Origin of the sequence: Nitrospira sp. (assembly GCA_035968315.1) — a bacterium.
In the GTDB taxonomy this organism is placed as follows: domain Bacteria; phylum Nitrospirota; class Nitrospiria; order Nitrospirales; family Nitrospiraceae; genus Nitrospira_D.
In genome coordinates, this window is record JAVYIN010000001.1 from 1 (window position 1) to 20,870 (window position 20,870).

A 20,870-nucleotide genomic window follows, 5' to 3' on the forward strand; every position below is an offset into this window, starting at 1 on the left:
CTTGCCAAACGCCACCGCGATCGGCAACCCGACATACCCCAGCCCCACTACCGCCACTCGACGCGCCTGCGCTGTTTTCATACCATTCTCCACGTTCACGCCTGCCTCACCATGGCAGACCCCTCAGAGCCCGTCAAGAAAACTGACGGCTTTGGCTTCCCGGTTGACAAATCACGTCCAAATCCCCGATGGCCTCTTGCGCTCAAAACACCCGCAGACTCCCTTTGAGAAATGCCGTCCCCATCAACGTTCGGCAATACGGCAAAGAATCTCTTTGACTGGCCGGCCCGCCTCGCCCCCGTCTCGTTCTAAGAGGATCTCGCATCGGACACCGCTCCCCAACGTCCATTTCCGCACATCTCTCTCATTCCTACGATCATCTTGCTGAAAAGATTACCAGCCTTCACACGCCTACACCGCCGAACAGCACATGGAAACTCGGCTCAACACAATCTGGGCCTGCTCAATCACCAGATGTTTTGCGAATCGCCAGACTCTTGGACCGGGAAGGTGCCGCACAAAGGGCATCGGCCGTATCATAGGGAAAGAATCGTTTCAGGCTATTAATGGGCAACTCTATTAAATGCCACGACAGCGAAGCGACACCAAGCGTGAGCATGGTCGAGAAAACAAAATTCGCGGCCCCAGGCACCGGCAACGGAATTCCAACCATTTCAAAAATCGGAATAAGCAGCAACGGCATGAACGCATGATACACATACAAACCATAAGAAATTTTACCTAGATACCGCAAAACTGAGCACTCCAACACCATTCCCGCGACCCCGGCAAATCCCCTGCCTGCCCTACTTACGAGAGCCGCACACATTACTGCCACGAAGAGGTCTCCGACTGTAAAGAAAATCCCAGGATGGACCCGATAGTGATAGAGCACCAGGCACAGTGTATAGAGCATACCCGCCACTGGAAGAACTATCGTCGTTAAATAACGTTGCAGTGTCGCTTGAGGCACGTCCGAATGCCACAGGATTGCAAGCAAGGCACCGATGCCGAGACTATCGAAGTGGGCGACAGTAAACGTTGCGGCCTTGAAGTCCATCGTATCCATATTAAACTCGAAATGCCGATAGGCGTAGAACCGGTACACAGAACTCAACGGTATAATCAACAAAAGAGTTCGAAGCAGCCATTTGCGGGAAGCAAATAAGACGATCCAGGGCCACAAGAGATAGAACTGCTCTTCTACAGCCAAGCTCCACAAATGCCCCATCTTCCCTATCCATGCATTGTGTATCGTTATATAGATATTCGTTGTAAATGTGACCATCCAGGGCCAGATGTCGTCCGCAGGCTGGACGCCCAATACGACGAGAACGGCTATGAGTATATAGTAGATAGGAAATATCCTAAGAGATCTTCTGGCATAAAATTGCCGGATAAAATACATCGGTGACTGCCGTGAATCATCCGCCAGCCTTCTGCAGTCCAGAAGAATTCCGGTGATAAGGAAACCGCTCAGGACAAAAAACAGGCGCACGCCATTGCCGGCCCAATCTACGTCTCCCAGCAAACGAGAGTCCCAATTGTGTGCAACCATCACTCCTAGAACGGCAAAAAATCGAAGACTGTCCAACTGCGGCATCTGTTTCATGAGAATAGAAGTTTCAGCTGAGTGCGAAACGCGATTACTTAGACTATACTTGCGTACTTAGAAGCCGTGGGGCGCCATCACTTTAGGCACTCGCGGGTCCCGCTAAGCCCGATTGAAGCAAGATCCGGCAACGCTCTTTATGTTCACTACCATACTCCGGCATGTCTGGCGCTCCATTTCGCTGGCGCTAAAAGTCATATATGTCGCCACATAGACCGTAACCCCAGCTCCGGCTACGGCCATAATCGAAAACAACGATGATGGTTCAAAAATCTTATCTAACAGGTACAGCGTGCTTCCCATCGGAATAACCGGCAGCCAGGCGGGCAAGAACACCTGTCTCATCATCTGAGCTTTCTCAACTCCTATCGCATGCATCGAGTACGGCAGCATGAACCCTAGACAGGCGACCATCGTGGGAACGAGCGTCCCCATTGCAACGCCCGTGAGCCCGAAAGCACGCACAAGTGCCATCGACAAGGCGACATTAGCAATCCCTGCTCCGATCGAGATTAATGCGAGTGGTCGATGGCGTGCCACCCCTTGGAGGATTGATCCGGCCGGCCACTGGCTCGTATCAATAAGGCTCGCAACGGTCAGGATGGTGACGAGATACGCATAGTCGGCATACTCGGCGCCAACCCACATGGTGAGGATAGGCGGAGCCAGCACGATTAGCGAGCATCCCACTGGCAAAAATATCGTGAGGGTTAAACGTGTGCCGATGATATAGATCGATCGGATGCGAGCCTGGTCATTCTCGGCATTCAACCTGGAGGCAAGCGGCAAGAGGACTCGCATGAACTGATCGGTCAAAATCTGCGCCACTTCGCTTAACTTTCTCGCGATGGCATAAGGCGCCACCGCACTGATAGGCAGAAAGGCGCTGATTACGATTTCGTCCGTCTTATTCTGGAGGCGGTCGCCTGCATCAATCACAAATAACGGCCAGCTAAACGACATCACAGTTCGAACTAAAGCACGGTTGGCGCCTCGCCATCCAAACCGCAGATCAGGCGCGAGGCGGTTAATGAACCAGACGGTCGGAACTTGCATCAGAAGGGTAACCAGGATGCTGACCGCCACCATACCCAGCACGCCTCCTCCAAGGAGCAACACGGCGACGATTCCGGCGGCCGTCAGTATCGTGCCAGCGACATTGAGGAAGTTGCTGGCGTCGAACCGTTGCAACCCCCAGAGAACCGCCGTGGCCGTCGCGCACGGGATGGAGATCCCAACCCCCAAGCCCATAAGACGCACCAGGGAAATCGCCGTGGATCGCTGTTCTGGCAGAACATTAAATACAAGGGGAAACAGGGGGGCGATGGCGAGGCTAATGGCGATCGCGATCAGCCCTAAGACTGAATAGAGACAGAGGGCGGTCGCCACCAGACTGGCGGCTTGCTGACTCTCACCCTTGGCACGGTGTTCCGCCACATACTTGATGACGGCGCCTGAAATCCCGAAATTGAGCAGCGTGCCATACGCCGTCGCCGACCCGACGACAACCCATAAACCGTATCCGTCCGGTCCAAGCTGATGCAGGATGAACGGCGTCAGAAGGAACCACGTGCCAAGCATGATGACCTTCGCCCCGTAGTTGCTGACGGTGCTGCGGAGGATATGCTGCCGGATGAGCACATCCTTCTCGATCTCCTTCACCATTCAGACCTAATCCAATCCCACTTTTAAAATCTATGCGTATGAGCCATTCACCACTACATGGACACTCAAGCACGGAACCACGCCCAATGTGCCAACACCCATCGTTCAGCTTATTCTGACGCTCGCGGCCTTCCTCGCCTCAGCCACAGGAAGGCTCCATACAAAATGCCAACAACATATACACAATCCCCGCAGGCCCGACGAGGTTGCGTGCAAAACCTGTACGGAAAAATGCCGATACGATGAACAATGTCCCACACCATTCGTCGTAGCATGTACGGATCTTTCAGGCTCCAGTACTTGGTGTAGAATCCTCCTTTGCCTTTCCCGTAATTCCACCGCATCGCGAGATACTCCCCCTTGCCACGCCACGCGCGATGATACACAACCGCCTCCGGCGCGTACACAATGCGAAACCCCGCCTCAAGCAATCGGAACCCCAGGTCATTGTCATCAGCAGCCGGGAAATCGGCCCCCGCACCAAGGCGCTCATCGAAGGCTCCGACTTCGTCGAAGACGGCGCGATGAGCGGCCATATGGCCTCCTGCCAGCACATCGGCACCGATACGGCCCGCATACGTTGCGGATGCATCGCTCAGGACCAGCGCTGGAACGAACCCGCCCGGGACTTCGGCTTTCGTGGGGAGTACGCGCCCCGTCACGACCGCGCGCGAGCCGCTATTGAGCAGCGCACGGATCAACGAACCGAACCAATTCGCCGCCACGTACATATCGTCGTCAATGATAGCCAAAATGTCGTGCCGCGCAGCCGCGAGCCCGCAATTACGGGCTCGGCTCAGGCCAACGGTATAAGTCCGCACATACCGAACCTCGCAGGAGCGGCTGGTTTGTCGCTCCGCCAGGCCGGGATTCGCTGCATCGCTCTGATCGACAATCACAAGCTCAGATGGCACCTCATCACCCTGGAGGACCGACTCTATCGTCTCCATAAGGAGCTTCGGCCTATTCCGGGAACAGATGATCAATGAGGTGGATGGCAGCGGATCTTGACCGGTGATGGGCATGATTGGCATCTTTTCGGATGACTACGGTGCGCTGTCCTGGCGCTTGACCGCACGAACCGAGATGATGAGCGGAACATTCTCATCGTGTTCATCAAGTTTTTTCTGTGCTATTTCATCGTAGGCCAATCCCATTAAAAATCCCACGGCGGCTGCCACATTCCCATGGGACCGGACGGTTATGTTATCCGAGCCAAACACTTCCCCGAACAGCGCGGAACAGGAGGCCACAGTAAACCGCCAGTAATCCGCCCGTAGACTGCATAGCGAACTGACCGCCGGCACCGTGACGAGTAGCACCCCGCCCGGCCTGAGAATCCGGTACGCGTGCGCAATTGCGGAACGCACCTCATAGATCAGCATAAGCGTTTGACAGAGGATGAAACAATCAAAGGTATTGGAGGAAATGGAGTCCGCAGTGGCCAGATCCGCCACGATCGTCGCCTGACGATTCGCGGAATCGATATCCAACACATCCCGTCGGTCAACGGCCAGACCAAACCGGTCCGTGTAGTGACTGTCTTTTACTTCCAGGACGTGACCGTGGATATCGCTGCAATGCTGTTGCAGGAACCGCTCGATATAGTACCGATCAACCGGCGTACCGCGGTCGTAGCCAAAATCGTCGCTCACCGCAGTGCCGCAAACCGACGCCCACCATGCCGGACGAGTGAGACGACGAAACCGCTGAGCCAGATACTTGCGATGCGCGGCAGGAATCTTTCCAAGAATATTATTTAAAAAGTGCGGCTGCATAGTCGCCTTCCGGTGCCTTGGCTCATCGCACAGGTAAAGAATGTCGCCGATACATATCCGTCACTGTGTCATCTAGCGTACAAAAAGGCCATAGATAAACCCGCGCGCGGTCCCACCGAGACTCAGCAATACATTGCCCGTCTTTCCCCATTGCAGCCGCACACTTTCCAGAATCAAATGCCAGATATGCCAGCCTAGCCAGCCGCCGAACACACGGGCGGCAAACACATCCCCGCAGCGAACGCGCAAGCCGCAAAAAGCGCCGGCACCATAACCATAGCTCCAATAGCTTGCGCGGCGCCGGTCAATGCTCTGCCGCTCATGATAGATGACTGCTCCCGGTTCGTAGCGAATCCTCGCTCCCGCCTCCAGCAGCCGATAAAATAAATCGGCATCCTCCGCCGCCATGCCTGGGGATCCTGCGCCCAAGCGCTCATCATGGCCACCGATGCGGTCAAACCATTCCCGTTTCACCGCAAAATTCCCGCCGCTGCCGATCAGCCAGGGAACGACTTTCCTTTGAAATGTTCTCGAAACGGGACTGTCACGACTGGAAACGGCATAGAAACCAGGCACCTCTGGCCCTAGCGGCAGAATACGGCCGGTCATCGCGTCCGGCGCCGCTTCAGAAGAAAACGTCTTTTTAACCGCGGATACCCATCGGTGATCAGGCACACAATCGTCATCGGTCGCGGCCACAATGGGACAGCGTGAGTGGAGAAACGCCTCATTTCGCGACGCGGAGAGGCCACGCCGTGCTTGACGGATATAGCGAATCGGGACACCGCGTTGCCCGCATTGCTCGACGATGCCCCGTGCGTTCTCGTCTTCGCTTTGATCAACCACAATGACCTCATCGGGCAAGCATTCACCGCTCAAGAGCGCATCCAGACAGCGCGCTAGCCCGTGAGGGCGGTTCAGAGTCGCAATAGCGACGGTAAGACGTACGGAAGTCATTCGGTCCTGAGGCCTAACATTTTTGTCCCGGATGATCCATGGCTAGCTGGGGCTCGAACCAGCGGCGAGGCAAAACATGTGTGCGTCCGAACCAAAGCGCCAAGGCAAAACGCATGAGGGAATACGTTCCACGAATCTCTATGCGCCGCAGTACATACGGCGGCGTGGCAGGATCATTCACGCCAAGATGACTGCTGCAGGCTCCTGCGAAGCCTGCCCGTTCCACGGCCGCTTCACTCGTATTGTCGTGCCTCCCGTTGGGATAGGCGAAACTGAGAATCGGACCGCCCAGCTCGCGCTCAATCTGCACACGGGAGCCCTTGACCTCTTCTTCAATTTGAGGTAACGGCGCATCAGCAAGAGGAATATGGGTCTTCGTGTGCGACCCAACCGACATACCGCCATGCGTCATTTCCTTCAGATCTGACCATTTCAAGAGAGGACGCCCCCGAAGAAGCCCCTCGGTATCCCACATATTCCGGCCTCCCACCATCTCCGTGACTACAAAGATCGTGGCGGGAAACCCATGCCGGCGCAGAATCGGATAGGCAATGGCTCGATTATCGGCATACCCGTCGTCGAAGGTAATAACGATCGAACGGGGCGGTGGCAACCGATGCTCCCGATGATACTGCAGAAAGGCCTCCAAACTGAGCACAGGACGGCCCGTCCATTTGAGCCACGCCATCTGCCGAGCAAAACGATTTCCCGGGATCACATAGAGGCTCGCGTGTTCCCCCGGATGTCCGCATGCGTGGTACATTAAAATGGTCGTGCCGAACACAAGGCGCCGCCACATCTCGCGTGGCACAACCGCGCGGACCCCTCGCCAATAGCAGTAGTCCCGGAGAAAGCGATACCACGCAAGCTTCCAGGATGGATGCTTCAAAGATGGGCCAATAATCGCAAGCGGGAGAAGGGGGCCGCTGAGAGCCAGCAAACAGCGGCGCAACAGGAGCGCGCAACGGCTCATATTGTTAAACGCTCCTAGCGCCATCGTTGAGAGCATGGGGGGATGACGGCGGTAGAGTTCGATGCTGGCTGCCCCGGCCCTCTGGATTCGGTCGGCAGTCTCGCGAAAACCTCCCTGATATTCCTGCGTGACAACCGCCTCAGGGATATAGGAAGGAACTAATCCGTCACCTGTGAGACGATAGGCCAACTCAATGCTTTCGCTGCCGGATAGGTCGAACGCGAAGCCTCCGGCCTTGAGGATCGCCTCACGAGGCAGCGAAAGGTTGCCGCTGCCGCAGTCGGCGTACGAAGGGCATTCCCCTTGGTCCAGCTTGGCATAACGATCCCGCCTCTCCTGGGCCACATACCTCGCCAATCCATCGGCGCCCTGCGGCAACGCCAGAAGAATCTGCCCTATTCCGATCACTCCTCCACCTTGGCGTTGACGTTTCAGATGCTCGGCTACCAGACGGGGGTGTGCCATGACATCGTCGGCCAGGAAAAGGCAATAGCGCCCAGACGCCGCTTCCACACCGCCATTAAGGGCCACGCCGAAGCCACGCCTATTCGCCCGGACGCCGCACAGCTTGTATGGAACGGCAAGATCGGACAGCGTATCATCAGTATCGTCGCTCGAACCCGAAAAAACTACGACGACTTCATAATCCTCCGCTGGCTGCGTCTGCCGGCAAAAACTTCCCAAACAGCCACGCAAGCGGTCGGCGTGGCCACCTGCCAGAATAATGATGCTCACTTCCGTCATCACAGTTCCTTCAGGACTTCGCCGGCAGAGAAGCCACCTCGGAGCGCGGCAGCAGGCTCTCATATAGCGTTTCATAAGCCGCGATAGATCTATCCCAGCCCAGATTGCGTTGCGCCCACGCCCCGGCGCGATCCGCCAGTGCCGCACGTTCTTCCGGATGAGAAAGAAGCTGCACAACGGCGTCGGCAAATTGCTCATCGGTCTCAGCCAACACGATATCCCTTTGATGCACCACGTTGAGCCCCTCAACAGCCAGCCGCGACGCCACCACCGCCTTACCGGCGGCAAGCGCTTCTACGACTTTGACCCGCATCCCGCCGCCCATGCGCAGCGGCACCACCACAACCGCCGCTCGATGGAGATAGGGAATCACCTCCGGCACGCGGCCCGTGACCCGGATAGCGTCCGATGCGAATTCCCGCATTGAAGCGGTCGGTTGGTCTCCCACGATATGAAGCCTTGCCGCCGGAACATGTGCCTGCACTCGTGGGAAAATGCCGCTCGCAAGGCGGATGGCGGCATCGCTATTGGGCGGATGTTTGAAATTCCCGACAAACAGCAGGTCCAACGGTTCCTCGCCTAGCCTGGTGCCCGGCAGATTCGAAAGCGTGGGGCCGAAAGGAACAACGGTAATGGGTGTGTCCGACACCACTTCTGACACCGCACGTCTGTCGCGCTCCGTAAACACGACGATGGCCTGGACGCGTTTGAGAATGGCACGTTCAAAACGCTCCCACGCGAGCATATCCCAATAGCGGATGGCTCGCATAATGCCGTGGCTGAATTGCGACCGGTCTCTAGCCGCCGCGGTGCCCGGCTCATGCTGCGTCAGCACACAAGGCGCCGGGCAACCATCAAGCGCCAACAGGTATTGGCCCATGACATGGAATTCAATTTGCACGATATCCGGCCGCCATGTTCGGGTGAGGGCTTTAACCTGAGCGCTGAATGCGGACACCGAGCACCCGGCAACCCACAAAGGCCAGCCGCGAAGGAGCGACATACCTCGCGCCCATCCTGCGGCAAGTGAAAATCCTGGATTGGGCCGCATGACTTCCTGCGCCACTTCACAACGGTTCTGCAACACTGGATCCAGCGGAGGGTCCACGGGGGCGCGAAGGTAGAGCAATGCAATACGATGGCGCACCGACAGCTGAGCAAGCAACTGCGCGGCGATTCGGCCTCCCCCGTCTGTGGCGTCCAAGCGAGGCGGGAAGGGAAGGAGACACAGAAGCCGTAACCGCTTATCGCTCATGCGTGAACCCACCGGCAGAGACTCGCCTTGTTCTGCGACAACCATTGAACGAGCTGTAGAAAGGGACGGGGCTCGGAAGAGCCCGTCGAGCGCTGTTCGTTGGCGGCATGATGCAGCCAGCACGCGTGAAAACAGAGGCCCACCATTTCATCAGGCACTTGAACGACCCGTCTGAGACGCATCAGATATTGACTAAGCAGCGATTGGCACGCTCCATCCACCGCGAAACATTCCTTGAAGGCCTCGAGCCGGCTTCCGCGAGCCCTCGCCACAGCCACGGCATCGGTCATCGCGTAGAAAAAATCTACAAACGGCAAGGCGCATTCTCTAGCGGATTCCCAATCGATAATTCCAAGGCTTCGGGGCTCCGACAGCATGATGTTCCACATCGTCAAATCATTGTGCGTTGATACGAGCGGGCTCGGCACCCCGATCACTTTCGCACAGCGCTGCATGAGCTCATTTCGATATTGTTCACCGTATTCGAAGAACGGGGCGAGAAGAGCGGCGCGGTTGAGAAGCGCTTCGTCCAAGAATGGCCTATCGACTGTCCGTGTCACCATGGTAGCGCTATTCCAGCGCTCAAGCCACGAGACCAGCGCGTCCGTTATGCCGGGCAGACGGTGCGGCTGCGCGGCGAGCAGTGAGGACAAGGGCTCCCCTTCTATCATGGTTTGCAATAACACCGGACACCTCTGAATTGGCTCCAATGACAGCCGTTCCGGAACCCGGGCACCAGCGGTGCGCGCGTGGGGGCCCAACCGGTCAAGGCATTCCGCCTCACGGACGAGCCGTCGAAATAATTGCTGGCTCATCCCGACTTTGCCAACGGCTGAAGGCGACTGCTCACCCTCCATAAACCGGTACAGTATGACAGCCCCGTTACGGCCTCTCCAGCCGCGGCGAATGATTACGCTGCCGGATCGGTCCGCCTGGCCATCCAGCCTGAAGAGCCATTCACACAAGGGGCGAGCGCCAGGACGACAGACGACCAAACCGACTGCCGGCCAGGCGCGCATAAAGAATTGATCCCCTTGGAAGAATTGGAATCCGAAGGTGATCGCCAGCCGTCCCCACCGGGACACTGGCAGGACTTTTGAAAAGAACGATCGAATCGAAATAGGATCAAGAGGCAGGATATACCGACTTGTCTCTTGGCCTGGCAAGTGCATCAGGGCCTGGTTGCTGCACAGGCCCTGGTCTGCCAACAACTTCCTCACTTGGGCTCGCAAGCGCGGAGGCACAAGGATATAGGCAATACCTTGCTCGTGCAGCTTTTGACTAATGGTCTGAACAGCCCCGCGCAACCAACCAGGAGTACGGCATTCGCTGGCCGAGGGAACGGCAAGTATTAAATCGGCAACGTCGCCAGTCCCCAGAGGAGACGCAGGCTCCAAGGACGACGGACACCCACTGCCAAGCACCAGCGCTTGCGACGCAAATCCGTCCGGATGAAGCAGCTCCAGTAGAGATAAATCGCGAGCCGACTGGCAGCCTTCGCCGCTCGTATTCATGGATGAAGGCCTTGGAGTGTGCTCAGGCATGCTCTACGACCGTGAATCGTGCAAAGGCGGGACGGCCCGCCTGCATCAGACGTGATCGGCTGCGCATGGCGCGGAACTGTTCTTGGCCCAATGTACCACATAGCGTTTCCATATCCGGGCAAGCGCATCGGCGCGTACGGCATCCTTCGCCTGAGTGGTATCAATGATTTCGAGATCCGAGATGCGGGTTTGCAAAGCGAGATAGTAGCGTCGCCACTCCTCCAGCATTTCCGGCGTGTACTCGCCTTTCCGGGCATGCATAACTTCACCGGGCGCACTCAATATCAGCACAAGATCAGGCCCGGGACACGCACGACCATCCATCCAGCGTGAGACACGGCGCAGCCAGTTGAGGCGTTCCGGATGAGGCACCATAGCATCATAGATATAACGATCATAAAGCACTAATCTCCCTAGTGCTTGGTGATACTGCGCACGAAGATACCGGCACCAAAATACAGCGAAACGACTGATACGCACCAGGCCGGGAAGATGAAGATAAGAGATATACCGCAGGAGCCCTCCAGTGAGCCCCATATAGACGGACCGAACCGGAAGAATAAACGAACTTTGCAGATTGCTTATCAGAGTCGTTTTCCCGGCACCATCCGGCCCAAGCACCGCGACACTTAACCCTCGATAGGACCGGGCATGAAGGATATACGAGATCAAATTGCCGCCTCGACGGGCTAATATTTTCCATGGGGCAACCGCATGATGCCGCTCCCATGTTGCCGTAAGAGAGGCCGCCATCCCTTCCAAAGCCGTCCAATCTCCCTGAACCGCGCACGCCACCATTCGCTCAAGCGACCATCCGGCTGGACACAAAGGCCGGATCTCCTGCGCCACCGGTCCGTCAGTGCGCGCCGCCCCCGCTAACGCCTTCAACTTCGGCATATGATGAGACGCGATCACTCCTTTATCCAAAATACAGTGCATCAACAACACCCAAAATTCATCGTCGGACGCCAAGGTGGGGACAGTCCCATGATATTCACGCCTGCTCAGGCAAACGCTCTCCACACCGGTTTGCAACGCATTATGGCGGCCGAAGGAGAGTTCGGTGACGAGATCCAACCAAATCCAGCAATCGGTTGGCGGATGATACGTAAGAAAATGAGCATGTGCGCCATACCGCTGAGGGCGAAGCTGGACAAGCCCTAGCGCGCCAAGAATGTGACGGACGCGGCGCATATCCGCTGGCTCAACGAGCACATCGACATCGCCGCCATTGGGTGATCCGAGATTATGAGGAGTACGGAGGAGGCACCAACGTATGTCCGATTGCTCAAATGAGCTAAATACAGATTCCAGGACCGGATGCATCATCGACAACGGCGGCTCCTATTCAGCAGGGTCATTGAGATAGGGTTCTGACTGAGGCCTTCCACTGAAGCACTGTTTTGCATGCGGCGATCTTTTGGGAAATCACCTCACGCTTCTCAACGTCATGCGTCCAAATAAGTCTAAGCGTACCGCCGATCCACTGAGCCAGCATGAGACCGTTGATAATGCCGGTCACAAGGAACGTCGTTACGGGAGAGCTATGCCGCTGATAAAACAAATGGGTGCTGCACAGCAGTTGCGCCGCCATATCGGCACGGACCTTTTCAGTGCTCCGTCCGCCCGCGTGAACGATAGTCGTCACAGGGGCAAAGTGAACTTCCCAGCCGGCCTTCTTCATGCGGCAGCACAGATCAGCGTCCTCGAAATACATAAAGAATGACTCATCAAATCCGCCTACGGCGTGAAAAGCTTCACATCGAATGGCTAAGGCGGCCCCTTTCACCCACGGAACGATGCGTTGGGAATCATGCGACCACGTCCTCAAATACAGCCTCCCGATGCCGGGAATATACCGCCGAATGAGCCGTCCTAGGACAACGGCCCACCGGCTGTTTTCGAGGAAGGTATCGAGCGGCTGCGGGAAAGGATAGCAGGTTGCTTGTAACGTCCCATCAGCATTGACTACACGCGGGCCAACGATGCCGGCCTTCGGATGCTGGTCAAGATAGCAACATAAGAACTCGACCGCTCCTGATGGCACCAGTGTATCGCTATTGAGCAGCAGCACATACCCCGTCCCGCACTGTGCAATGGCCTGGTTAGCTGCGGCACCGTACCCGCGGTTCACCTGATTGGCAGAGAGAGTAGCCCAGGGATACTTCTCCCGCACCATCTCTGCGCTTCCATCAGAGGAATGATTATCAACCACGACGACCTCGCGTGCCTCTGCACGCGGGATCGAACTGAGACAGGCATCGAGGTCTTCGCGAGTATTGTAATTTACAATGACAACGGTACACTGTCCATTACCGTCAGAATGCACGGCTGGTATCCCAATCTGCTTATGCGGCTCACCATCACGCGGCCTACCGTGATCGCCTTTCTGCCCCCCCACACCCACCCCATCCTGAAGTCTTCAGAAGATCGCGCCGCTACAACGCGCCATTTCGAGCGCAAATAGAAGGAATAATTACATTTCGTGTCGCATATATAGCACACAATGGACCGGTTCACCATACCACATTAGCAGTATATATCCCGTTTGGAGAGCCCTCCAGGCGGCCTAACGACCGACCTATCGCAATAACTGACAGCGCACTCCCCGGGAACAACCCGCAATAGCTCCTCAGAGGAGGTATTGCGTGGAGGAAGCCATGTAAACTAATGTCGGGAGTATTCTGAAGACAGATCCATAAATCTAGCAGGGCTGCTGATAAACGTGCAGAACGAACCCACGCGGTTAATTCCATTGGAGGCTTGCAGGGGCATCGCGGCCTTCATAGTGCTCATCGAGCACTACTTCCTGGCGTTCTCACCACTCACCACAGGCACCGACCCTCATGCGAGGACGGCTGAGAGCCTCATCGGACAGCCCTATTTCGCGCTGTTTAATGGAACCGGCGCCGTGGCGTTTTTCTTCACGCTTTCCGGATTCGTATTGAGCTGGTCTTACTTCCACCACGAAACCAGGCGGCATTTATTGTCGGCCGTTCTCAAACGATTACCCCGATTGGCGGGCACTGTCACCGTCACAACGATTGTGAGCTATGGTCTGTTCAAGCTGGGCCTGTACTATTTTGAGGGGGCGGCACAGCTTAGTTCGAGTCTGTGGCTGGCACGATTCGGTGGCGGTACTTGGACCCCGGATTTTCAACCCAGCTTCGTTACCGCCCTCTTTCAAGGGCTCACAACGTTTTTCACCGGACAAGCCGATTACAACACAAACTTGTGGACGATGAAGGCCGAGTTTTTCGGCAGCATGCTGGTGTACATGCTCGCATGTTTCATTGCCATAATCCTTCGTTACCGTCATTTTTCGTATACATTTATCATCTTTTCTCTGCTGGCCCTCAGCTACGATCGGCACCTGTTCCCATTCGTAGTTGGAGTCTACTTGGCGTCGTCTTTGGCAAGGAAGACGGTAGAAATATCCACTCCCACGGCGATCGTACTGATCACTTCAGGGCTTTACCTGCTGGGATTTATGGCACCGGAAAAGGCCTATGCCTGGGTTAATTGGCTCCCGGGGATTGGACAAGGAGTGTTTCAAACCGGCTTCCATACATTGGGATCAATAATTATTATCTTTGCCACCATGGCGAATAAGACCGTATTCCGCAATCTGAATCGACGCTTTTTCAAATTCGTGGGGCAAATGAGCTTCCCCTTGTATCTCGTTCACGCTTTAGTCCTATGCTCCATTTCCAGCTATGCCTATCTGCATCTGACGCACAGCAAACTTGATGCTCACGTAACGTTAATCGCGGTCTTTGCGATAACTGTTTTCGTTTCTATCGGAGCATCGCTCCCGCTCCATCGATTTGATCAGTGGTGGGTTAAGGAAGTACAGTGCCGAACGAATCAATTCCTCGAGCTGTACCACAAAGAATCTGCCGAAGAGCCATCCGCTAAATTATTGGCGGCAGGCGAAACAGGCGTGAAGACTGGCGGCACAACGAATCCCGGGACACAATGAAGGCTGGCGAAACCAGGTGCGGACGCGCTTTGCCTCATCGGATGATGCGATAGAGGATCTCGCTATCATACGGAGCTGACTCATCGCGGACATGCTCGTAAAGCACCTCGCGCTTCACCTCGTCCCCCAACGTCCATTTCTGACCGGTGTCGTAATAGACATACTCAACTCCCCACTTTCTGAGGAAATCATCTCCGATAACGGTGACAGGGGCCGGCTCGATGAGCGCACGGTCCGTGATGACTCGATTTTGCCAGTGCCGGCCAAACAACGGATAGTTCTTCATTTCATCCGACGCATTGAGGATCACGCTTCCGGCCGGCAGTTCGTCGATGAGTTGAGGGATTTTGTAGTATCGGCTGTGTGACCAGTTCTGGTGAAATACGCGGCTGCCAAGAGCCTCTATCGGCTTGGCCGCCAGCAACACTCCATTGGCGATCATCGCGCATACAAACAAACCATATGCGACTCGCTGTGCCTTGCGCGATAACGTTGCGATGCCGAACGCCACAAGCACAAAGAGTATGCCCATCACGGGTAGGATCGAACGGGCTATCGTGAACAGCTTCAGCCACCAATAGGCGAGAAAGACGGCTGCGACCAAGAGCAGAATATGCAGCGGCTGAACCTGCCTTCGACGAACCAGCGCGGCAAGGCTCAGAAAGACTGCCGCGATCGACATCACAGGCACAAACGCCGTAAAGACCGCGCCCAATCCCCAATTTTCAGAATAATGATCCAGCCCGGCAATCCAGCAGTCTTCCCATGGCGCCATCAGCCAATGGGTCACCGTATGATCGCTGGCAACGAGACAGAAGCCTGGGTCTTGAACCCTTGGCACGACAATTCGCGAATACTCTGAAAGCGCCTTCGTAGAAACCTTAATACCCTGCGCCCCCACGGAAAACTCTAACGGATACATGGGATTCCCGGTGCCCCCCCAATTTCGTATATACCAAAATGCCGAAGGCAGGAGGCTGCCGGCCACGAACGTCCCCGTCGTGAGAACGGCTCGTGTCCATTTGCCGCCACGAAGCGGCGCCAGACCGGTCAACGACAACAGGACACAGAGTCCCGTCATCAACAAAAACAGCGGAACATAGATATACCTTGCTCCAAGCCCCAATCCAAACGCGAGTCCGGCAATGCCCCCTAATAACAGCCTGGCTTCACACGCCTGCGGCTCCTGTTGATACAAAGCCAGCAGAAAAACGACTGAAACAAGGAAAAACGAGGCCGCAAATATGTCCACCCCGACACTGAACGTATTGTAAAGCACGATCGGCATCGTGCCGAATCCCAGCGCGGCAAGCAGCGCCCCTTCGAATGAGCCGAGCGCGCGCCAGGCCAGACTATAAACCGCAAGCATGGCCAGTACCGCAAATGGCAAATTGGCAAGAGAGAGCAACCGCTCATTACCGAAATACGTAAGAAACAGGGGAAACAGCTCTCCGTTCGACGGCATCTGAAACTTCCAGGACTCCTCGATGAACGCCAATGATCCTCGCTGGAGCCATTTCATTGCCAAGGGGAGGTGATACACCATCGCATCCCATCCTTCGGGCGGTCTCGTGGCCGTTTCCAGGAGAAACAGCACACCGATACTCCCCGCGGCCAGGGCGCTCCATCGGACAAGCCGATCGACCGATCGCAAGGCGTCATGCATCCCTCGCCACGCTCCGGCATAGGAAAGCATTCCCGTCTCCCGCTGTAATCCCAGCAGCAGTCGGTCAACACTCCACAGCACTGCAAGAACTCCGGTCACCGTTGCTATATGAACGAGAGGATATCCCGTTGCCAATGCGGCGGCTCCAGCCGCATGAAAACTCACCACCAGCCCGCTAAAAAAGATCACGAAATAGATCATCCAGGCATCGGCAGGGCAAAGATCCTCCGCATGCGAGCAGGCGCGCGCGGCCAACCGTCGGCTCAAGCTATGGAGCAACCCACACGCCAGGAAAGCACACGCCACATTGGCCACGAAGCTCATAGCAATGTCCTGAATTGATTCATCACGATTCGATGGACGAGGATCAATCAACGGCCCAGAATCACGGTCAGTTTTTCAAGGAGCCTCACATAAAGCCCCCCATACTTTTCCGCAGCCCGGCCATGCAACAGATACATGAGAAACGACGCCAGGCACAGCCCCACGAGGCTCCACTCCATCCATTTCGGCATCCGCATCATGTCCCGCTCCGGCTCCACCCTCATCCGCTCGATTTACTTGCGGCCCGGCGCCACGGCGCCGCGTGGCCCCCAACATAAATGGGCCAGCCACATCAGAACAAACGTGACCCCGCTGTAAACGAAGTAGAACCCGTGCATCGGAATCGTCATGGCCGAAAACACCACCCCTCGTCGACGCAGGAAAAACGCAAACAGATCGCGATTCAAGAGCACAAACAGGCACAACAGAAACAAACACCCGTAGGCCAACGAAGGCACCACGAGAGTCCCTGGCAGCACCGCCAGAAAAAGTCCCGCGACCCCGGCGCTGGCCCGTTGCGACATTTTCAAATTGAGATCGTTCACCAGGCCCTGCCGTTCGAGAATCAGCCTCGACCAGGGGATGGCACGATAACAAATCTCCGCGCGTAAGAGCGACACCAGGCGCCACTCCTTCAAATGGGTGGCGTGAATCGCTTTATCCAGGCAGATCCGATACCCCTGGCGATGGAGGCGGCCACCAAGCTCGATATCCTCAATGGATGGCGTGGGATATTTCTCCTGATCGAATCCCCCGGCCTTTACAAACACATCTTTGCGGATCGCCCCGCATCCAGCCCAAAACGTAGTGGCCTGGCTCTTCGCCTGTTGGTGCACAAAATGATGCAGCAGATTTTTATACTGCGAAAGGAAATTCTGCGCCGCCGGCCGGTCATCGTACGACCCAAAGACCGCCGCCAGATCCGGATCCGCTCCAAACCTGTCCGCGACCCGGTCGAGGACATCGTCGTGCACCACGACATCGGCATCCACAAACAAGAGAATCCGCCCCTTGGCCAGATGCACGCCCACATTGCGGGCGGCACCGGGACCGCTGGGACCTGGGCAATGCGCCACCACTGCGCCATAGGCCTGCGCAATCGCCACGGAATCGTCCGTTGAGCCATTATCGACCACAATGAGCTCATAGTACTGATACGATGACTGCCGGATCCCCTCCAGGCACTGCGCCAAGCACCATCCCCCATTGTAGACCGGCACGATCACGCTGATCGCCGGTTTCTGAGCCCTCTCCATCTGCGCCTCTCGCTTACTTGTCATCCGCACACACGACAATATTGAACGACGGCCCGATGAGATACAGCACGAGCCGCAGCCCCGGCACCCGCTTCACGGCGTTGAAAACCGCCACCTGCATGCGCTGGACAGCGGAGAGTTGCCGAACTTCCTCCGGAGACACCGACGGCAGAAGCGCACGATAATTCAGCAGCCGGCACCTGCGCAAGAGACGCCGCAACTCCATAACCGACAACACTCTGATATGCCCATAGGGAATCCCCCGGAAATATTGCACATACCGGTCCGCCCATGCCCGTGGCATAAACCCGACCCCCCACAAATGCACATGCGGCTCCGGGGCGATGGCAAAACGGTTGGCCGTTGCAAAAAACGCCACGCCGGCCGAGGAGAGAACACGGCGGCACTCGTGAAGGGTCTCCTCCTGGCTCCTGACATGCTCCAGCACCCCCTCCGCAATGACCAAATCGTGCGAATCATCTGGGAACGGCAGATACTCCGCACAACAGCATACGACCGGAACCTGCGCCCCGCACTCCTCCAGCCGCTTCCGCGCCACCACCAGCCACCGGAATGCGATGTCCGTCCCGACCACCCGGGCATAGCGCCGCTTCGCCGCAACCAGAAATCCCCCCGTCGCGCAACCGACCTCCAGCACACGCGTGCCGGCGCCAAGCCGTCCCGGCTCTACCGAAGAGTCGATCGTCTTCAAGCAGGCCTCGCCCTTTTCAACCAGCAGCGCCGTACGGGCGATAAACCGCTCCGCCCGATCCGGCGACACCTCCGGAGTAATCTGCCAATAGAGCCGCACCAGTCCGAGAAAATCGAGGCGATCGGCACGCTCGGCAAGAAACGCCCCCTTCTTATGATCGGCTTCGATCTCGATGTAGGGATCGGGGAAAACACGAAAGTCCGGAATGCCCAGCACGATCGGATAGCGCCTCGCGCAAGCCGGACAGCCATACGATGCCGGCTCCTCGCTGAGAGCCCCCTTGCAGAGAGGGCAACAGAACTGGATGGCCGGCCGATCCATGCCGCTCGTCCGTCCCATCAGCGATGCCTCACTGCCCGCATCGCGCGTCTGACGCCTAAGTACCAATCCATCATTCTCGTATCAAGCGACTCCATGAGCCACTGCGAAGAGAGGTAATACATATCCACCCTGGGCAAGAAAATAGGATCGTCATGCAACGAGGCCTTTCCTAGCACCGTCGAGCAGGCTCCGCTGAAATGCTCCCTCGCCAGTTCAACCGTCCATGGGGCGTACTGCCCGTAGGGATAGGCAAAGACCTCGACTTCGCGACCCAACCGGTCTTGAATCGTGTGTTTCGACTCCCGCATCTCCCGCTCGGCTTCGCCACGCGTTACGACCGCCAAATCAGGATGCGTCACCGTATGGGAGCCAAACTCGACCCGGTGCCGCGCCATGTCTTCAATCTGTGGCCACGAGAGCAATGGCTGCTCACCAACCGGCGACACATGGCCGGGCCAGGAATTCTGCTTGCCGCAATAGCCGGTAATCAGGAAGACCGTGGCCGTGAAACCGAACTCCTGGAGAACCGGGAACGCCTCCCGATACACATTTTCATAGCCATCGTCGAAGGTCACTACACACGTCCGCTCCCGGAAAGGCTGCCCGGCCCGCACGAGACCTGCCGCTTCGGCCAGAGACAGCGTCTGAAACCCCTTCCGATACAGCCACTCCATCTGCCTCCTGAAAAGAGACGGCGCGGTCGAAATCACAGACCCGCTGGAGTCCAGGGAATGATAGGTGAGAATGGGAAGCCGGTACGACGTCATCGCGACCTATGGACCACTAGAGAGATCACGTTAGCTATCAGTGCCCCAGGTGAACAGCGATTAGTGTCCCTCTTTTTCCGTGAATTATCAACGTAATATGCGTCTCTCGTACCAGATCTGGAATTTCCCCGTTCGCTCGTCGAGCCAGATGACGTGCAGATAATGCGTCGTCGCGGCAAGCAGCGGAATGCCCGCATGGCCGCCGCTCTTCGACACATTCTCCTCCGGCGACCAGGTCGTGCCCCTATCGTTTGAATACCGGTAGTAGACTTCGCCGATGCCAGGTTCCCGTTGATCGCGCCATGCGAGATGGACAACATCATCCGCCGCAATCAACGAACTATGCTCGGACACACCAGGCGCGTTCGACAGCCGGATACTCGGCTCCCAGGTCGTCCCCCCATCAGGGGACCGCAGCAGATGCTGCTCGTGTGATTGGTTGTCGTCGCTGTCCTCATCGTAGCTCACCAAGACCGTACCTGACAGAGCCGCGATGTCCGGCCGTCCAGAAAATGGCGGATCGAACGTCAATCGAGTCTGAGCACTCCAGCTCTCCCCCCCATCGGTGGAGCGAAGGTAATAGACTTCCGGACACTGCCGCATCGTATAGCATGGAGGCTGCTTGTCCCGGTCATCCATCCAGACAACGTGGATCGACTCCCCATCGCTCGCCACTTGCGGCCGATTGGTCTCATAGTCCCAGGCTGGCACGAGCCGCCGCTCAGCGTCCCACGTCATACCGGCATCGCGAGAACGGAGGTAGTAGATCTCCCACTTGCCGCTGCGAAAATCGCTCCAGACCAGATCGACCCTCCGATCCGTCGCAGCCATCGAGAGGCGAAACGCGCCGGCGCCACGGGTCAGCCGCTGTTCGGACTCCCACGTCACCCCGCCATCGGCCGAGCGGCGCACATAGATATCTCCCAGGGTCCTGGGACAACACCAATCATTCGCCATGTGGAGATTGCGCAGATAGACGATATACACGTTGCGGCCCGACGCAACGATCGGATCGGTCAAATGCAGTTCTCCATAAGAGGCCACCGGCAAATCCTCGCTCCACGTTGCCCCCTCATCGCTCGATTGCCGGTAGAACAGCTCGGAGTTGGCCCCCCAGACGAGATGCACCGTCTTCCCGCTCGCCGCGATGGCGTTCTGCCAGACCCCTTCACGTTCGTCGGTCATTTGCGGAGAGGAGGGTCGCGGCGCCTTGGTGTCCAGGGTGAGCTTCGCGCAACTCACAGCCGTGAGTGCCAGCAATGCCACGGCAGGAACGAGCATCGGCTTCATCATATCGGCCTCCTGAACGCTAGC

At 56.9% G+C, this 20,870-nt stretch carries 17 protein-coding genes; 1 reads left to right on the plus strand and 16 read right to left on the minus strand.

Annotated features, from left to right (window positions below; translation table 11 throughout):
- Positions 1-463: 463 nt before the first annotated feature.
- The 10 genes from RI101_00005 to RI101_00050 all read right to left on the minus strand — a co-directional run bounded on the left by RI101_00005 (position 464) and on the right by RI101_00050 (position 12,929).
- Entirely contained in the window at positions 464-1,612 is a 1,149-nt protein-coding gene (locus RI101_00005; protein ID MEC4888415.1) for an acyltransferase, read from the minus strand.
- 102 nt (positions 1,613-1,714) lie between these two features.
- Entirely contained in the window at positions 1,715-3,277 is a 1,563-nt protein-coding gene (locus RI101_00010; GenBank protein MEC4888416.1) for an oligosaccharide flippase family protein, read from the minus strand.
- Positions 3,278-3,387: 110 nt separating this feature from the next.
- Positions 3,388-4,311: a glycosyltransferase gene (locus RI101_00015; protein ID MEC4888417.1), complete on the minus strand. Its 924-nt coding sequence runs from the start codon at positions 4,309-4,311 to the stop codon at positions 3,388-3,390.
- A 12-nt stretch (positions 4,312-4,323) separates the two neighbouring features.
- Positions 4,324-5,055 carry a methyltransferase domain-containing protein gene (locus tag RI101_00020; GenBank protein MEC4888418.1) on the minus strand — a complete coding sequence of 244 codons (732 nt, stop codon included), beginning with the start codon at positions 5,053-5,055 and terminating at the stop codon, positions 4,324-4,326.
- A 72-nt stretch (positions 5,056-5,127) separates the two neighbouring features.
- Positions 5,128-6,012: a glycosyltransferase gene (locus tag RI101_00025; protein MEC4888419.1), complete on the minus strand. Its 885-nt coding sequence runs from the start codon at positions 6,010-6,012 to the stop codon at positions 5,128-5,130.
- A gap of 13 nt (positions 6,013-6,025) precedes the next feature.
- The gene (locus RI101_00030) at positions 6,026-7,729 is read right to left on the minus strand and encodes a polysaccharide deacetylase family protein (protein MEC4888420.1); all 1,704 of its coding nucleotides are present in this window, start codon (positions 7,727-7,729) and stop codon (positions 6,026-6,028) included.
- A gap of 10 nt (positions 7,730-7,739) precedes the next feature.
- Complete coding sequence (locus tag RI101_00035) at positions 7,740-8,984, minus strand: glycosyltransferase family 4 protein (GenBank protein ID MEC4888421.1); 1,245 nt, start codon at positions 8,982-8,984, stop codon at positions 7,740-7,742.
- Positions 8,981-10,498 carry a phosphotransferase gene (locus RI101_00040; GenBank protein MEC4888422.1) on the minus strand — a complete coding sequence of 506 codons (1,518 nt, stop codon included), beginning with the start codon at positions 10,496-10,498 and terminating at the stop codon, positions 8,981-8,983. The genes RI101_00035 and RI101_00040 overlap by 4 nt, the downstream gene beginning before the upstream one ends.
- Positions 10,499-10,573: 75 nt before the next feature.
- Complete coding sequence (locus RI101_00045) at positions 10,574-11,857, minus strand: hypothetical protein (protein MEC4888423.1); 1,284 nt, start codon at positions 11,855-11,857, stop codon at positions 10,574-10,576.
- Positions 11,858-11,885: 28 nt separating this feature from the next.
- Entirely contained in the window at positions 11,886-12,929 is a 1,044-nt protein-coding gene (locus RI101_00050) for a glycosyltransferase family 2 protein (GenBank protein MEC4888424.1), read from the minus strand.
- 324 nt (positions 12,930-13,253) lie between these two features.
- On the opposite strand from RI101_00050, the gene RI101_00055 reads away from it, so the two are divergent.
- The gene (locus RI101_00055; GenBank protein MEC4888425.1) at positions 13,254-14,510 is read left to right on the plus strand and encodes an acyltransferase; all 1,257 of its coding nucleotides are present in this window, start codon (positions 13,254-13,256) and stop codon (positions 14,508-14,510) included.
- A gap of 34 nt (positions 14,511-14,544) precedes the next feature.
- Here RI101_00055 and RI101_00060 read toward each other — a convergent pair whose 3' ends face one another.
- The 6 genes from RI101_00060 to RI101_00085 all read right to left on the minus strand — a co-directional run bounded on the left by RI101_00060 (position 14,545) and on the right by RI101_00085 (position 20,849).
- Entirely contained in the window at positions 14,545-16,500 is a 1,956-nt protein-coding gene (locus RI101_00060; protein MEC4888426.1) for a hypothetical protein, read from the minus strand.
- Positions 16,501-16,547: 47 nt separating this feature from the next.
- On the minus strand, positions 16,548-16,700 hold the full coding sequence (locus RI101_00065; protein ID MEC4888427.1) for a hypothetical protein: 153 nt from the start codon (positions 16,698-16,700) through the stop codon (positions 16,548-16,550).
- A gap of 33 nt (positions 16,701-16,733) precedes the next feature.
- Entirely contained in the window at positions 16,734-17,756 is a 1,023-nt protein-coding gene (locus RI101_00070) for a glycosyltransferase family A protein (GenBank protein MEC4888428.1), read from the minus strand.
- 13 nt (positions 17,757-17,769) lie between these two features.
- Entirely contained in the window at positions 17,770-18,807 is a 1,038-nt protein-coding gene (locus tag RI101_00075; GenBank protein MEC4888429.1) for a methyltransferase domain-containing protein, read from the minus strand.
- On the minus strand, positions 18,807-19,463 hold the full coding sequence (locus RI101_00080; protein MEC4888430.1) for a polysaccharide deacetylase family protein: 657 nt from the start codon (positions 19,461-19,463) through the stop codon (positions 18,807-18,809). The genes RI101_00075 and RI101_00080 overlap by 1 nt, the downstream gene beginning before the upstream one ends.
- A gap of 180 nt (positions 19,464-19,643) precedes the next feature.
- Positions 19,644-20,849: a sialidase family protein gene (locus RI101_00085; GenBank protein ID MEC4888431.1), complete on the minus strand. Its 1,206-nt coding sequence runs from the start codon at positions 20,847-20,849 to the stop codon at positions 19,644-19,646.
- Between the last annotated feature and the right edge of the window lie 21 nt (positions 20,850-20,870).